Origin of the sequence: Streptomyces sp. NRRL S-118 (assembly GCF_000716335.1) — a bacterium.
In the GTDB taxonomy this organism is placed as follows: domain Bacteria; phylum Actinomycetota; class Actinomycetes; order Streptomycetales; family Streptomycetaceae; genus Streptomyces.
The window spans coordinates 1-14,481 of sequence record NZ_JOBL01000237.1 but is presented as its reverse complement, the minus strand read 5'-3'; the positions used below and the strand labels follow the sequence as shown (position 1 = coordinate 14,481).

The window sequence follows — 14,481 nt, the reverse complement described above, 5'->3', positions numbered from 1 at the left end:
GGCGGCGGCCAGTCCGGCCAGCCCGGCGACGCAGGCGAGCGGGATCATCAGCCAGAGGTGCCTCGACTTCTTCGGCTCGCTGGCGGCCTCGGTGGCAGTGGCCGAAGCCTCAGCGGGAGTCGGCGAAGGTGCGGCGGGAGTCAGCGAAGGTGCCGTCCGGGCGGGACTGTCGGCGGGCGCCGCCAGTCGGTGGATCGGCTCCACGGTGGTCGTCATCGTTCTCCGTTCGAAGCGGGGTGGGGCGGGGCCGAAGCCCCGCCCGGGGGTGGTTCATGGTCCTTGCTGATCCCCGGTTGACGAAGCTGATTGCCCGTCGGCCCGGGGGGCGAGGGTCGATCAGTGGGGGTGGGGTCGGGTCGGTGCGGGGGTGTCCTGGCGGCCGTCGCGCTCGTGCGGGGTGGGCCTGATCGGCAGCGGCGGGTTGCTCATCGGCACGCTCCGCACAGGCCGTTCACGGTCGGCTCGGTGGACCAGGCGCCGCAGTTGGAGCACTGCCACAGGTGGCGTAGGACGTGGATCAGGCGGTGGAGGGTCGTCATCGCGCTCCCCCGATCCGGGCCCAGAGCCGGGTGGTCCAGCCGCCGCAGCGAGCGCACACCCACTGGCGGGACTTGGGGTCGAGCTTCATCGGGCGGCCGTGGCAGGCGGGCCGGGTGTGGCGGCTCACGACTTCCTCCCGAACAGCCGCCCCTTGGAGCCGTTGCCGGCGGCGGGGGCCTGCTCGGAGGTCGACCGCTTCGTCCAGCCGCCGCGGCTGGAGGAGTAGTCGGTGGCGTGCTGCTCGCGGTCCGCGTCGCTCATCTTCGAGCGGAGCTCGTCCTGCGAGATCGTCCGGCGAAATGCCATGATGAGAACTCCTGTTCCGGTTGGGATGGGAACCGGAGCGCCCCCGCTTGCTTGGCGGTAGGAGGGGGCGCTTCGGCTTTTCGGTCCCCCGACCCCTTCTGGGGCGGGGAGCTGGAGGGGTAGCCAGACCGGGGTAGATGGCCCGGTAGCCGGGGGTAGACGTTCGGTAGAACCGCAGGTCAGAGCAGGGGTAGCCGGGGTTACGCCACTCCCTGGGCCGACCCCTGGGAGTCGCCCTCGGGGAGGGGCTTGACGAGGGTCAGGCGGCGGGCCTGCGCGGGCACTCCGTCGGCCGGAAGCGGAACCCCGGCGGGGGTCTGCTCGGCGGCCTCGGCGGGGGCCTGGACGGGGGTGTCGGCGGGGGCCGGCGGGGCGGTCTGGACGCCTCCCCCGAGGAGCCGCGCGAGTGCCTCCCCCGGGCCCATGCCGAGGGCCTCGGTGACGCGGTCGACGCGGACCCCGTAGTCGACGTCTCCCCTGACCTTCACGGACTTGGTGACGGGCAGGCCGGTGGCCTTCAGCCACTGCCGCATCGCGGTCTTGTCGGTGGAGCCGGGGGCGAGGAGCTTCGCCTTCTCGGCGGAGGTGATGAGCGCGGTGACGTGGACGCCGCCCTTCCCGGCCTTCTCCAGCTCGGCGAGCTCGGCGAGGACGTGCCGGGCGAGGAGGTCGGACGGGGTCGCCTCCGGCTCGTCGGCCGGGGCCTCCCCCTCCTCCTGGTCGTCCTCCTCGAACTCCGCCTCGCCGTCTACCTCCTGGTCGTCCTCCTCGGCCGGGGCCGGGGGCGGGGCGACCATCCAGGCTGCGACCATCCAGGCCAGTCCCCCCACCGTGGCGATCACGCCGCTCCAGGGGGCGAGCATCCGGACGTACGGGCCCGCGAGGGTGACGACGGTGCCGAGGGTGCCGGCGGCGAGCATCCCGCCGATGGCGAACATGCCGAGCGACTCGGGGAACGGGCGGCGGACCGGCGCCACGCGCGGCGCGGTCACCTCCGTCTCCTCCTCGGGCTCGTCCTCCTGGTCCTCGTCGTCGTCGGCAGCCTCGGCCTTCTTCGCCTTCTTGTTCGCCTTCGCGGCCTTGGCCTTGGCCTTCTTGTCGGCCTCGGCCTGGGCGGCGGCCGTCGCCTCGGTGTCGACGCTGGCCAGGTCCCACGCCCACTTGAGCGCGGCGGGGAGGCAGCCGCACAGCTTGCCGCCGAGGACCATCGAGCCGGACCACAGGGCGGTGAGCGCGGCGCCTCCGCCCCGGGTCACCCCGCGTACCTCTTCGACGGTGCTCACATCGACCCCACGATGGACGCGAACTTGAGGACGAGGTTGTGGCCGATCCCCCAGATTCCCCCGGCCTGGCCGTAGATGACCCCGGCGGAGATGCCCAGGAGCGCGGGCCAGACCAGGCGCTTCCACTTGAACAGGAAGCACCAGGCGGTCAGGCCGAGGGCGACGCCGCCCATGCCGATGTTGCCGCCCACGGTGCCCTGGATGAGGGAGGTGGGGACCTCGGCGACGCCGGTGGTGACGGACGCCCACAGGTCGCCGGCGGCACTGGCGAAGGTGCCCAGCGCGATGCCGATGCCGCCCGCCTTGTCGCGGTCGAGCTTCACGCGGTCGCTGCCGCGCAGTCCGGCGAGCATCACCATGCCGGTGGTCAGGGTCAGTCCGGACATGCCCACCGAGCCGAGGATCGGACCGGCGGCGATGACGACGGTGTTGACGGTCTCGGGCGTGTTCACAGGACAACTCCGGGTGCGTAGAGGAGGGAGGAGACGGTGACGGTGGCGAGCGGGACGCGGGCGAGCCAGCGGACCGGCCGGGTGGACTGGCGGGCGCGGCGGTCCACGCCCCACCAGCAGGCGGCGGCGACGGGACCGGCGGCCAGGAGCGGGGCGAGGGTCGTGCCCCAGGGCTCGATGGCGTACATCACGTCGCGGACGAGCGGGGCGGTGCCCTGTCCCCACATCGCGGCGCCGACGGCGGCGGCGGGGCGGGCGGCCAGCCCGAACATGCCGGGGAGCTTGTGGAGCTGGATGAGCACGGCGCCCTTCCAACCGGCCACCAGGGCGCCGACGGTGAGACCGGCGGCGGCCAGCTCGGGCACGGAGACGGTCATGCGGGCCATGAAGTCGGCCCCGGCCATCGGGTCGCCGATGAGCGACCAGATCGCGAGGTGACCGGCGGCGGCGGCCGTGCCGTTGAACAGCGCCCAGCGGATCCGCGGGTCGGGCTCGGCCGGGGTGGCCTGGGGCACGGCGGCGGTCTTGAGCTTCTTCTTCTTGGCCTTGGTGCGTGCGGCCTTGGTGCTCTTCTTGCCCTGGGCCGGGACCTTCGCCGCAGCGGCGGCGGGCGCGGCGGCACGGGCGGGGAGCTTGAGCTTCACAGCAGCCCCTCCTTCTCCAGCGTCAGGTAGAGGGCCTGCCGCTCGGCCTGCCGCACACCGCCGCGCACGCCGTGGACCTGCTCGACGGACGAGACCTCGCGCAGCTCCTGGAGCAGGCAGAAGTCGGTGAGCGGGCAGTCCTGGCACATCGCCATCGCCCTCTTCTCCGCCTTGTACGGCGCGGTGCTCAGGCCGCTGGGGTGCTCCGGGTGCCACGCCTCCGGGTCCGTCGTCGCGCACACCGGGATCTCGTCGACGACGATCCCCCGCAGGGTCTCCTTGAGCCGCAGCACCCGCTTGACGAGCTCGTGCTCGACGGCGAGCGGCTTGAGGTAGCGACGGTTCACAGCACGACCCCCAGTCGGCTCAGGTACGAGCGGATACGCAGCTCGTCCGCGTCGACCGGCGGCAGGACTTCGGCGTGGCGGCAGCCCGTCGTCCGGGTCCGGGACGTGATCGGCAGCCGCGTGCGAGTCACGACCTCGGCGGTCGGCGGGCACGTCGGGACGGCTCGTAAGGCCATGGGTCACCCCCTGTCTGTGGAGCGGCAATTCGCCTGCTCCAGGTCGCTGGTCAGGTCCAACGCCTCGAAGCTAGAGCGCTCATGACGAAGTGTCAAGACACTTCGCAAGTGTCTTGACGGGTGTCAAGATTTCCGCTGTTCTTGCTTGACATGGCTAGCCTGGGGAACAGGACCCAGGACCCGTAGGAGGACAAAACGTGAACTCAAACGCCATCGCTGCGGAGATCCGCAAGGGGATCGCCGCAGGTCAGTACCGGTATGGCGCGCGCCTACCGAGCGTGCGGGACCTGGCCGAGCGGTACGAGGTCAGCCAGCAGACGGTGGCCGCCGCGTACGCGGTCCTGGCCGCCCTGGGCATGGTGCGCACCGAACGGGGGAGCGGCACAGTCGTCACCGCCGGCAAGGCCGCCGATGCCCACCTCGGCACGTTCACCCCGCCGGATCTCGCAGCGGCGACGCCGTGGAAGCCCGCGAATGGCGGCCAGGCCAGCGAAGAGACGACGCTCGTCAGGCAGCTGGCCGCGCCGAAGCACATGGAGCCGTGGGGGATCGCGGAGGGCTCCCAGGTGGTCGAACGGACGCGTATCCGGTCCGTGGACGGCACCCCTGCCCAGCACAAGCTGACGGTGATCCCCTACGAGATCGCCGCCAGGGCGCCGGAGGGACACGAGGGCGCACCGCCGATGCTCGCGCCGGTCGGCTCCGCACCGGTCCGGCCGCCGGAGGGAGTTCGCGTGGCCGACTGGCTCGGGTGGGACGTGGCCCGCACGGAGGCGTCGATCACCGCCGAGCCGATGGACCCCGCCGCGTCGGCCGCGCTCGGGATGGCGGAGGGCACCCCGGGGTTCCGCATCGTCAACGTCACCAGGGACTCGTCCGGCGGCACCGTGTACGTCACCGTGACCACCGCGCCCCTCCACCACCGCGTGACCCTCGACATCATCGGCTGACCACACCGACCAACGACGAAGGCCCGCACCCCACTCGGGGCGCGGGCCTTCGTCGTACCCGAGGCCGTCTGTGGGGCGCCCACTGTCCGTAATCCTCCGTGGCCACCGCCGTTGGCGGCTGCGGGTCCGCTGGGCTGGGAAAAGACGGCTGGCTGCGGGGGAGGGGGGTGCCGGGCTGGTGTCCGGTTTGTCGGATTATCCGATGGAGTTGGGCGCGGACCGTACCCCCGCCGTCACACCCGCGGACCGTAAGGCGACCGCACCGTGGGGGAGTGGTTGCGGGGGAGCTGGCTGCTGCCGCGATGTGGTTGCTGCTGAGTAGCTGATCCCAGCGCTGCGGGCCGCCGTGGGCTGAGCGTCCGGCTATCCGTTGTCGGTCGCTTCCGCCTCGTCGCGGTGGTCGCGCTGCTGGCTGGCCTTTATGGCGGTGGCCACCGACTCCCTCACCTCGTTCCCCCAGTCGGCGAAGAACGACCGCGGCCGGGGCGGGGCCGACGGCTTGTCCGGCTCAGGGGCGACGGCCGGGGGAGTGGCGGGCTCGACATCGGCCGGTGCCGGAATCTCCAAGCTGAGCTGCGAAGACTCAGCAAAGTCACGTGACTTTGCCTGGTCATTGTCACGTGACTTTGCCTGGCTCCCAATGGGGGAGTTCGGGGCAAAATCACGTGACTTTGCTTCGCGTGCGACAGCGGTGTCCACCGCCGCGTTGATGGCCTGGCCGATCTTGCGTGACTCGTACGCGCGCTGCCGGCAGTTGCGCGAGCAGTAGATCCGCGGCTTGGTGCCAAGGCTGGGCGGCAGCGGCCTGTCGGGGTCCTGGCACTGGTGGCACAGCCGCTCACCCGTGACCGGGTGACGGGGGCCTGCGTCGTAGCTCATGGCCCCGAACCGTACCGGCCGTCGCCTCCTTCACCGCCTTGCGCGGGCCGCGCGGAAAGCCCGTGGGTGGCCTGGCCGCACATCTACCCTTGTGTGGCTGCCCGTTGTGGGCAGCCAGGGGAGGGAAGGCCTTGTCCGAGGACGACGCGAAGGCCGCGCTGGTCGCGAAGCGGATCGCCGAGCTGGAAGCCGAGCTGCACAGGAACTCGGTGATGCTCGCGAACCTCCAGGACGTGCCGGACAGCTCCGGCTACCGGTACGCGGCCGAGCGCATCGAGGCGATCGTGGCGGAGATCGAGGCGTTGAAGGCGCCGGCCGAGGAGCCGGAACCGGAGAAGGACGGCCCGCCGCTGCACTCGGTGCTGCTGGTGATCGGCGTAATCATCGCGGTGTACGGACTGGCCGAACACGCCTGGACGGCGGTGCTGATCGGCACGGGCCTGGCAGGCGTGTCGCAGCTCGTGAAGCACAACGCCGGAGTCAGCAGCGAGGACAAGGGCTGACCACACCGGCGACTCAGCGTCGACGGCGCGGGCGCCTGACGCAGCGCCGGTACGGCCTCCGCAGCCGCTCAACCGCGTGCACACGTGCCCGTGCACACGCGTGCACGCGCGAGGACTCGGCACCGCAAGCCCCCGGCCGGGTGCGAGCACCCGTGGTAGCCATACGATGCCGCCGTGACTGATCGACGCGCCCTCGGGCAAGGCCCGGGCCCGACCACCCCGCGCAGCGCCTCGCAGGCCGACTTGGCCGACCTGCCCGCCGTGCCGCTGCCCGACGTGGAAGAGCTGCGTCGCCGGGGTGTGCTGGCCGCCCGTCCGCCTGCCCCGGCCACTTCAGGTGTCCGCCGTCCCCGCCCCCTGACACCGCGTTCCGAGTAGTCGGAGCGGCTTCGTACGGGCCTCGGAGCTCCAGGAGAGTCCCGTACAGAAGTAGTCGGCGCGTCCGGCACCCCTTGACGAGGCGGTCTGAGCTGCTGCTTTACCCGTCCCCACGAAGGTCTGGGGGCAAGTTGTAAGGCATGTTGTAGGACAAGCTGTAGAGCATTTTGTAGGGCAAGTTGTGAGGCAAGCTGGGGGCAAGTCGCCCTGCAGCGCGGACGCGCGGCCGCACGGGCGCCCGGACGCACGCGCGCGCGAGGGGTGTTCCCACGGGGAACAGCCGGGGCCACGGGGGCGGTGTCCCCCGGCGCGAACGGCGCCCGGCCCCGACGATGCCGGTCCGCGCCGGGGGATGCCGACCGGAGCGGGGGTCTGGGGGGCGGCGAAGCCCCCCAGCACCCACCGGCGTTCACAACCCCTTGCGTGGACCCTTCTGCCCCGGCGGCGGCTGCCGAAGGTGCGGGGGCTGCTCTCCCGGCGGCTGGTATCCGCGGCGGCGGGTCTGACCGGCCTTCTTCGTCGTGGTCGAGCGGGCGCGGGCTGCCTCGGCGGAGCGGGCCTTGTTCTCCGCATCGCGCTGGCCCTCGGGCATCGTCTGGCGCAGCTGCTGCTCCTGGCGGAGCTTCTCGACGCGGGCCTGCGTGGCGGCGGCGTTCTTCGCGGCCGTGGCGGCGGCACGGCGGTGGTGCTCGCGGTTGAGGCGTCCGGCCTCCTGGTCCTGGCGCTGGGCCTCGCGAAGGAGCTCGGGCCACTGCTCGGTGAGGCGGGCGACCTCGGCCTCGGGGTCACGCAGACCGGACGCCTTGCGCGCGGCCTCGGCGGCCTTGGACGCCGCCGCGCGGGCGTCGTACGCGGTGCGGGCGAGGCGCTGGACGTCGTCACCGGTCTCTCGTGCGATCTTCTCCTGCTCCTTGCGGCTCGTGCCCTGCCGCCACAGCTCGTACCGGCTCAGGTTCTTGAGGCTGTCGGCCTTCCGCCACACCTCGCGGCCGGCGTCGGCGGCGCGCTCGGCGTCGACGGCGGTCTTCATGTGCCGCTCGACGTCGGCGAGGTGGGGCGCGGCCTTGGCGACGGCGTCGCGCAGCTCGTGGAGGCGGCGGACGTTCTCGCTGCGGACGGCGCCGGTGGCGACGGCGTCCCACGCCCGCACCTGGGCCTCGGCCGTCTCCTGGTCGCGCCGCCAGGAGGCGGTGGCCTTCTCCGCGTCGGCGAGCTCGCGGGCGAGGGCCTGCGTGCCGAGTCGGCCGTACGGGCGGCGGCGCTTGTCCGTCCAGGCCGGGATGGCGGCGGGCGCGGCCGGCACCTCCTCGGCGGGCGGCTCCTGGCCGCGCTGCTTCATCTGCCACTGCGCGAGGAGACGGCGGGCCGGGTCGGTCGACAACGCCGGGTTGTCGGTGTCGACCGGCGGGACGCCGCGCTCGGCCTCGCCGTCGCGCAGCATCTTCGTGGCGAGGCGGACGAACTCCTCAACGTCCGCCTGCTCCTGGTCCTCGAGTACGGGGACGGCGGTGGTCGACGTCGCGACGGCGGCGGCCTGCCGTGCGTCGGCGGCCGTCGGTGGCGGGTCGCCGAGGACCGGGCCGAGGGCGGCCCACCGCAGATCCTTGGCCACCTTGGAGGCCGGGTACCAGACCTGTTCGCCGGCGCCGTCGACCAGGCCGTCGAGCGTGAAGCTGTAGCCGTTCATCCGGCCGGTCGACGCCACGTTCGCGCGGAAGGCGACCCCGGCGTCGGCCAGGCCCGACTCGAAGGCGTCACGCCCGAGTCCGCGGCTGGCGTCCCGGACCTCGCGGATGATCCGGCGCAGCTCCTCGCGCTCGGGTGGTACGGCGGCGTCCGGGCCCCGGCGCCGGTTGGACGCCTCCAGCTCGTTGTTGCGGACCTGCGGGCCCTCGGCGCGGAAGCGGTCGCGGGCGCGGACCAGGCCGTGTTCCTCCTCCAGGACGTCGGCGGCCTCGCGGGCGCGGCGGTAGTCCCACCGGTCGGTGAGCAGCTGCCCGGCCCAGTCGACGCGGCTCACGGTGAGGTGGATGTGGTCGTCGCCGTGGCGTACGGCGACCCACGGCGCGGTGGCGAACCCCATGTCCGCGACGAATTTGCTCGCGATGTCGGCCCACTGGGCGTCGGGGAGGATGCCGTCCTCGTCCGGGAGGGACAGGGAGCACCGCCAGATCGGGGCGGCTATCTCGGGTCGCCGGCGGGCGGTGTGGTCGATGGCGCGGGCGACCTGGAGCGGGGTGCCGGTGACGTTCCCGGCGACGATCCTGGGGTTGACGTGCTCGTCGCGGCGGCCGGGCCCGAAGTCGTAGATCAGGGCGCCGACGGCCTTCTTGCCCTTGGTTATGTTGGCGATCACTCGGGGTCCGTCGGCCGCATCGGCTCGATGCCCCGGAGCGCGAGGGCGGCGTTGCCGACCTCGAACAGCGCGGCCTCGATGGCCGGGTGCAGGGCGCCGTCCTGGTGGGTGTAGCGCACGAGCTGGTTGAGGTTCGCGCCGATCCGGCACAGCTCGTCGTACGCGGCCTGGCTCACGGGGTCGAGCGGGGCCGGCCCCCGCTCGGCGCCCGGGGCGGCTCCGTCGACCTGGTCCTGGAGGACGTCCTCGACGACCGCCCGGACCCACGCGCCGAGCTCCTTGCGGCCGGACGCCGCACGGGCCTCGTCCCACCGTGCCCGCTCGGCGTCGGACAGTCGCACCGAGACCGTGTGCACCCTCTTGCTGCCCGGCGTACCCCGCGCCATCCCCCACCCCTCCGTCGACTCCTCTGCGGCCCCGAATCTGTGACATGCCATGTCACAGATTTGGTGTCTCACATGTGAGACACCGCCCCCATCAGTCGTACCACCCGGCCATATGCGCACCGCTTGCCGGGCCAGGGCATCGCCACCCGGGACCGTCATCGTGTCCGTTTCGCACCGTCATAGGCATCGTCACGGCACCGTCATCCGGCCGGTCGCACCGGTACGGATGACGGTGCCGTGACGGTCCCCTGACGGTCGCCGTGACGGTGCCCGGCACCGCCGCAGGCGGCCGGGCCTCCGTCCCGCCACGCGGCCCCCTGGGGCCGCTGGCGACCGCCCCAACGGGGCGGTGCTCCCCCGGCAAGCGCAGCGCCGCCGGGGCGAGGTGCCGGTAAGCGAAGCGCACCGGCATACCTCGCTGCTGCTGCTGCGAGTCAAGGATTCCCGGCGGGTCAGGTGCCCGACCTCCGGGGCTCGCAGCCTGGACGCTGCCGCTGCCGGTCACCGGGCGGTGGGTCCACCGTTCCGGAGCCCCCTGGGCTCCGGTGGCCGGCGCTTGCGTCGGCCGTTCCCGAGGACCACCGGTCAGCACATGACGTGCTGCCCGGTGGCGGCCACGGTGGAGTCGAGCTGCCCGCCGCAGACGGTGCAGGCCGGGGTGCCGTGCGGCGCCGGGCGCGCGTCGGCGAGGAGGTCGTCAAGGTCGGGGAGGTGGACGGGGCGGACTGCCTCGCGCTCGAACTCGTGGTGTGCGGCAGGGTCACGGCGGAGGGCCGCGCGGCGGCGGGCGAACTCGTCGGCGGCGTGCGCGCGGTCGGCGGTGGCGGTCTCCTCCTCGGCCCGCTCGGCCTGTACGGCGCGGGCGTGGGCCTCACGTTCGACCGCTTCGAGGCGGCGCTGCTGGGCCTCGGCCCACTGGGCGGGCGTGCGGTCGAGCACCGCGTTGTCGACGGCCTGGCGGCGGTCACGGCGGGACTGGCGGACCTGCTGCCCACGGCGGAGCTGGTCGACGGAGGACGGGCGGCGGCCGACGGGCTTGTCCGGCGGGCCGTAGTCGGTGCCGGCTTCGAGGCCGAGGCGTTCGAGGACGTCGAGGACGCCGGGCAGACCGGCGACTTCGGCGGCGTGCAGGATGTCGGCGCGGGCTCCGAACTTGGGCACGATCGCCCGCCACCAGGCTTCACGGGAGATCAGGAGGGTGGGCGTCTCCGGGGTCTCGGCCTCTTCCTCCTCCGGGATCTCGTCGTCCTCGCGCTCGTCGAGCTCGACCAGTTCGGCGAGGCGTTCACGCAGGCCCTGGCTCCAGGTCAGGCACTGGAGGCCGCGCGTGGCGAACTCGTACTCGTGCCACAGGTCGACAGCCTGCTCGTTGCCGGTGGCGGCGACGGCGGCGAGCTCCAGGGCGGTCTTGCCTTTCTGCCCGCGGGCGACCTTGAGGTCGGCGCGGGTCATCTCCATGGCGAGAGAGCCGCCTTCCTGGAGCTTGATGACGTACTTGCCCAGGGCCCCGGCCTTCTCCCTGGTGGCGGCGGTGACGTCGACGCCCTTGCCGACGCGCTTGCCGTCCTTCTTCCGGATCTCGCCCCGGGCCGGAGTGGGCAGGCCAACGGCCGTACAGCGCTTCGCCCACCGGTGGTAGAGCTCCTCCTCGATGGCCTCGGCTCGGGCGTCGGTGGCCTCGTCCTCGGTCCAGATCAGGACGTGCGCGTGGCTGTGCCACCCGTTGGCGCCCCACGTGACCTCGATGGTGCGGGTCGTGCCGACGACGTTCCATCGCTCGCGGAAGCCCTGCTGCCAGACCGTGGCGGGGCCGAGGGGACGGCCGTCCGGGCCGAACTCCTGTCGGCGGACATACCGGGTCTCACCCTCCCATTCCGGGCCCCAAGGGGCGGGCGTGCCCTCGCGGATGATGTGCCGTCCGGCCCACCAGGAGCCGCCCTGGACTCCCCGCCAGGCTTCGACGACGCGGGCGAGCTGGCCGGGGTCGACGGGGCAGGCGCAGGTGCACGGCGGCTTCTTCTCGCCGGGGGCGGCCGCGAGGACAGGGCACTTGCAGGTGCAGGTGCAGGACCGCTGACCAGCGCACTTGTGGCCGTCCTTGACCCGGCTTGCGAGGCGGACGTGTTCCCAGTGCGGCACGGTGAGCGTGGCCATGTACAGGCCGTGGCCCGCCTTGAGCCAGGCCAGGGCGGCGCGTTCGAGCTCGATGGCGCGGGCCGCGCGGATCCGGGCCTGGCAGATCGGGCAGGCCCACACCGAGTGGCAGGACTGGAGTCCGGCGAAGCGCGCGGCCCCCTTCCCCACGTGCAGACCGACCTGTTCACCGGTCAGGCGGGTGCCGCAGATGCGCAAACCACTCAGAAGGGTGAAGCGCTGGATCGCCTCACGTAGACGCCGCCGCTGGTCGCGCAGCTTGAGCCGCCGCAACTCGCCGTCGCTGTCCTGCGGCTGGTCGGGGTTTTGCGAGAGGGGAGACCCCTCTCGCGCTCTCCCCCATGGGGTCTGTGCTGCGGAGGAAACGAGACTTACCGCTTCCCGAGCCGACCCGCCGTTCGGGGTTGCGGCTGAGTCGTCCGTGACGGGGCTGTGGGGGCCGACGGGGGCGGCTGAGGCCGGAGTTGCGCCTACAGCGGCGAGGGCGGCGCACAGCGCCTCTGAGGGGCCGTTCTGGGCCTGTGCGGCCTGGAGCCTGGCGACCGTGCGGTCGATGGCGCGGGGGCGACCCTCGGCGACACGCCGGGCGCGGGCGGCCGTACGGGCGGCGTCCTGACGCTGGCGGACGAGGTCGAGCGGGGTGACGTCGGCGGGGAGGTCGGAGGCGGTGGCCTCCAGCTCACGGCGGCGGTCCGCGAACGTGTCGCGGCTCACTGCGGCAGGCTGGGCGGCAAACGTCGCATAACCCGACGTACCGGTCGGGTGGTTGTCGGGCCGTGTGGCCTGGACAGGTGTTGCGGGACGACTGTCCCCGGGTACGCTGATCAAAGCGTTGGGTCCTTATCGTTCTCGCCGGCCAAAGCGAACGTTGGGTGAGGATCCACGTGGGGCGCTTCCCGGGATGTAGGAGTTCCGGTGGCGCCCCGCTTTTTTCTTGTGTCGGCAGTGATCCAATCACCAAGCGGTGACCGATATCCACTGCGACGCCCAAAGTGGCCCGTGAGATCTCACGGGGCGAACAGAGGCCCGCGACAATTCCCGTGTCGCGGGCCTCTGTCGTGCCTGGTCGCCCGTCAGGCGGGCGGCGGTGTCAGTCAGTCCTTGTACGCGACGGCGCCGAGGCCGTTCTGCGCGCGGTCGAGGGCGCCGCGGAGGGTCTCGGCGGCTCCGGCCGCGATGGTGAGGCCGTCGTACGCGGCCGCGAGGTCGGCGTCGAGGCTGCCCCGGTCGCTCTTGAGGTGGTCCTCCCCCTCAAGGCGCTTGAGGAGCTGGGCGATCTGCTCGATGGCCTGCGGGAGCATCCCGGCCATGTGCGCGAGGTTGCCGACGACGTCGTACGCGTCGCCCGGGTACTCCCAGTCGGCCTGGCGTCCGAGGGTGGCGTGGTTGAGGGCTCGGATCGCGTCGTCGGCGGTGGCGGCGAGCTGGGCGGGGGTCTTGTCGGTCATGGGTCGATCCTTCCAGTGGGGTCTGTCAGTGGTCGCGGAAGTCGCTGATCTCGCCGCTACTGCTGGGTGGCGGTGGCGAGGTCGGGGTCGTACGCGGAGTGGTGGTTGTAGCCGCGACGGATGAGGTCGAGCGCGTCGGTGCGGTGCTGCGATGCGGTGCCCTCTGACGTGACGCCGATCGCGTGGGCGATCTGGGCGTTGGTCACCGGTGAGGTGTCCTGGAGGATCCCGGCGAGGTCCTGCGGGGCGAGCTCGCGGGCCTTCTCGACGGGGATGGAGTTGATGAGCATCCGGGCGACGACGCGGACGCGGAGGTCGCGGGCGGACAGTCCGGCGAGGGCCTCGGCTTCGGCCGCGCGAAGTGCGGTCTGGGCTGCGGCGTGTCGCGCCTGCTCGATCCGCGCGGTCTCCTCGGCCACCTTCCGCTGGGCTTCGAGCGCTCGGGCCTCGTCTTCGGCGACCTTCGCGAGCGCGGCCTTCTCCTTCTCCTTCTCGGCGGCGAGCTTCGCGGACTCCTCGGCTACCTTCCGCTCGGCTTCGAGCGCTCGGGCGTCGTCTTCGGCGGCCTTCGCGAGCGCGGCCTTCTCCTTCGCGCGCTCGGCGGCGACCTTCGCGGACTGTTCGGCGGCCTCCTCGGCGGCGGCTCGGCGGGCGGCTTCCTCGGCGGCGCGCTGGGCGGCGGTGGTGGCGGTGGCGGCCTGGATCTCAGCCGTGGCGACGGTGGCTTCGGCGCGGTGAGCAGCGGCTCGGGACTGGCCGTCGACCATGGCCTTCAACTCGGCGACCTCGCCCTGCTGCCGGGTCTCCTCTGCCTCCTTCGCCAGCGCGTCCATGCGGGCCCGGTGAGCGTCCTCTCGCTCCTGGCGCTCGCGCTCGCGCTGCTCCTCCCGGTCCTCCCGCTCGCGTTCGAGCTTCCGCTGGCGGTCGGCCCGCTCCTCCTCGCGCTGCTGCTGCTTGCGCTCCTCCTCGCGCTGGCGGTCGGCTCGCCGCCGCTCTGCCTCCTGCTCCTCCTCCAGCTCCAGCATCTCGGCCGGGATCGCGCGGGCGCGCTCCACGCTGACGCCGTACGGGGCGAGGAGGGCGGGCATTTCGTCCAGCACCTTGGCGCGCTGCTCCGGGGTGCCGGCGGCGTACAGGGCCCGCTGCTTCTGCCACACGCGGTAGATGGCCAGGCGCCGGACGAACGCGCGGGCGTCGGCGTAGGTGGCCGGGTGCGTCTTGGCGTGCTGGAAGACCTTCCAGGTGACCCGGAAGTTCAGGATCCAGTCGGCCAGGGTCAGCACCTGGTCGGCGGGCAGGCCCGCCTCCAGGCGGGCGGTGCGGGCGATGGCCCACCGAGCGACCTCGGTCAGGATCACGTACGCGATCGGCATCATGGCGTGCCCGAGGAGCCGCCCGAAGTCCTGCTGGAACGCCGCTCCCAGACCCGGCGCCCCGGGCATGCTGTCGGCGGCCGCGGAGACGTTCAGCGCGATCGTGACGGCGGTGAGGGCGTGCGCGGTCACCCGTACCCACGGGCGGGCCATCTGCCGCCAGGCCAGGACGAGGTCGGCCGTGTAGAGCGCGATGATCAGTCCGTCGATGCCGATCGGGAAGGCGTAGCTCTGCCAGCCGGTGCCGAATCCCCAGTCGACGGCGGCGCTGCGGAGCGCCCCGTAGGAGAGGGCGAAGCCGACTCC

15 protein-coding genes and 1 pseudogene are annotated in these 14,481 nt (G+C 72.8%); 2 read left to right on the top strand and 14 right to left on the bottom strand.

The genetic code is table 11. From position 1 onward, the window contains the following. From IH00_RS0102940 to IH00_RS44965, 8 genes and pseudogenes are all read right to left on the bottom strand, one after another. Window positions 1-216: pseudogene (locus IH00_RS0102940) on the bottom strand (hypothetical protein); the annotation flags it as partial. A gap of 319 nt (window positions 217-535) precedes the next feature. Next, the gene (locus tag IH00_RS44970) at window positions 536-667 is read right to left on the bottom strand and encodes a hypothetical protein (protein WP_267882538.1); all 132 of its coding nucleotides are present in this window, start codon (window positions 665-667) and stop codon (window positions 536-538) included. Beyond that, window positions 664-846, bottom strand: a complete 183-nt coding sequence (locus tag IH00_RS0102935) for a hypothetical protein (RefSeq protein WP_031069192.1) — start codon at window positions 844-846, stop codon at window positions 664-666. Before IH00_RS0102935 ends, IH00_RS44970 begins: the two co-directional genes overlap by 4 nt. A 200-nt stretch (window positions 847-1,046) precedes the next feature. After that, on the bottom strand, window positions 1,047-2,129 hold the full coding sequence (locus tag IH00_RS0102930) for a hypothetical protein (protein ID WP_158827632.1): 1,083 nt from the start codon (window positions 2,127-2,129) through the stop codon (window positions 1,047-1,049). Continuing rightward, window positions 2,126-2,581: a hypothetical protein gene (locus IH00_RS0102925; protein ID WP_234334748.1), complete on the bottom strand. Its 456-nt coding sequence runs from the start codon at window positions 2,579-2,581 to the stop codon at window positions 2,126-2,128. The genes IH00_RS0102930 and IH00_RS0102925 overlap by 4 nt, the downstream gene beginning before the upstream one ends. Next, window positions 2,578-3,225, bottom strand: coding sequence for a hypothetical protein (locus IH00_RS42555; RefSeq protein WP_031069186.1), 648 nt, complete (start codon window positions 3,223-3,225; stop codon window positions 2,578-2,580). The genes IH00_RS0102925 and IH00_RS42555 overlap by 4 nt, the downstream gene beginning before the upstream one ends. Further along, entirely contained in the window at window positions 3,222-3,572 is a 351-nt protein-coding gene (locus IH00_RS42550; protein ID WP_031069184.1) for a WhiB family transcriptional regulator, read from the bottom strand. The genes IH00_RS42555 and IH00_RS42550 overlap by 4 nt, the downstream gene beginning before the upstream one ends. Further along, entirely contained in the window at window positions 3,569-3,703 is a 135-nt protein-coding gene (locus IH00_RS44965) for a hypothetical protein (protein ID WP_267882537.1), read from the bottom strand. Before IH00_RS44965 ends, IH00_RS42550 begins: the two co-directional genes overlap by 4 nt. Before the next feature lie 242 nt (window positions 3,704-3,945). Between IH00_RS44965 and IH00_RS0102905 the strand changes: the two genes are divergently transcribed. Continuing rightward, entirely contained in the window at window positions 3,946-4,698 is a 753-nt protein-coding gene (locus IH00_RS0102905) for a GntR family transcriptional regulator (RefSeq protein ID WP_078887522.1), read from the top strand. Between the two features lie 363 nt (window positions 4,699-5,061). Here the strand turns inward: IH00_RS0102905 and IH00_RS0102900 are convergent, their stop codons facing one another. Continuing rightward, a complete protein-coding gene (locus tag IH00_RS0102900; protein WP_031069178.1) occupies window positions 5,062-5,577 on the bottom strand; it encodes a hypothetical protein in 516 nt (171 codons plus the stop codon). A 131-nt stretch (window positions 5,578-5,708) separates the two neighbouring features. Here IH00_RS0102900 and IH00_RS0102895 point away from each other — a divergent pair, with 131 nt between their 5' ends. After that, window positions 5,709-6,080 carry a hypothetical protein gene (locus IH00_RS0102895; RefSeq protein WP_031069176.1) on the top strand — a complete coding sequence of 124 codons (372 nt, stop codon included), beginning with the start codon at window positions 5,709-5,711 and terminating at the stop codon, window positions 6,078-6,080. Window positions 6,081-6,867: 787 nt separating this feature from the next. Here IH00_RS0102895 and IH00_RS38720 read toward each other — a convergent pair. The 5 genes from IH00_RS38720 to IH00_RS36885 all read right to left on the bottom strand — a co-directional run. Next, window positions 6,868-8,814: a relaxase/mobilization nuclease domain-containing protein gene (locus tag IH00_RS38720; protein ID WP_052411141.1), complete on the bottom strand. Its 1,947-nt coding sequence runs from the start codon at window positions 8,812-8,814 to the stop codon at window positions 6,868-6,870. Then, window positions 8,811-9,200: a hypothetical protein gene (locus IH00_RS42545; protein ID WP_052411140.1), complete on the bottom strand. Its 390-nt coding sequence runs from the start codon at window positions 9,198-9,200 to the stop codon at window positions 8,811-8,813. Before IH00_RS42545 ends, IH00_RS38720 begins: the two co-directional genes overlap by 4 nt. A gap of 585 nt (window positions 9,201-9,785) precedes the next feature. Next, window positions 9,786-12,068 carry a hypothetical protein gene (locus IH00_RS42540; RefSeq protein WP_158827630.1) on the bottom strand — a complete coding sequence of 761 codons (2,283 nt, stop codon included), beginning with the start codon at window positions 12,066-12,068 and terminating at the stop codon, window positions 9,786-9,788. 380 nt (window positions 12,069-12,448) lie between these two features. Continuing rightward, a complete protein-coding gene (locus tag IH00_RS38710; protein ID WP_052411139.1) occupies window positions 12,449-12,802 on the bottom strand; it encodes a hypothetical protein in 354 nt (117 codons plus the stop codon). Window positions 12,803-12,858: 56 nt separating this feature from the next. Further along, window positions 12,859-14,481 (bottom strand): DUF2637 domain-containing protein (locus IH00_RS36885; protein WP_039946092.1); only part of this gene is annotated, 1,623 nt, incomplete at its 5' end.

Excerpts from the sequence above, each read along its gene's own strand:
- IH00_RS0102935 (WP_031069192.1), bottom strand. The coding sequence starts at position 846 with ATGGCATTTCGCCGGACGATCTCGCAGGACGAGCTCCGCTCGAAGATG.
- IH00_RS0102900 (WP_031069178.1), bottom strand. The coding sequence starts at position 5,577 with ATGAGCTACGACGCAGGCCCCCGTCACCCGGTCACGGGTGAGCGGCTG.
- IH00_RS42545 (WP_052411140.1), bottom strand. The coding sequence starts at position 9,200 with ATGGCGCGGGGTACGCCGGGCAGCAAGAGGGTGCACACGGTCTCGGTG.
- IH00_RS38710 (WP_052411139.1), bottom strand. The coding sequence starts at position 12,802 with ATGACCGACAAGACCCCCGCCCAGCTCGCCGCCACCGCCGACGACGCG.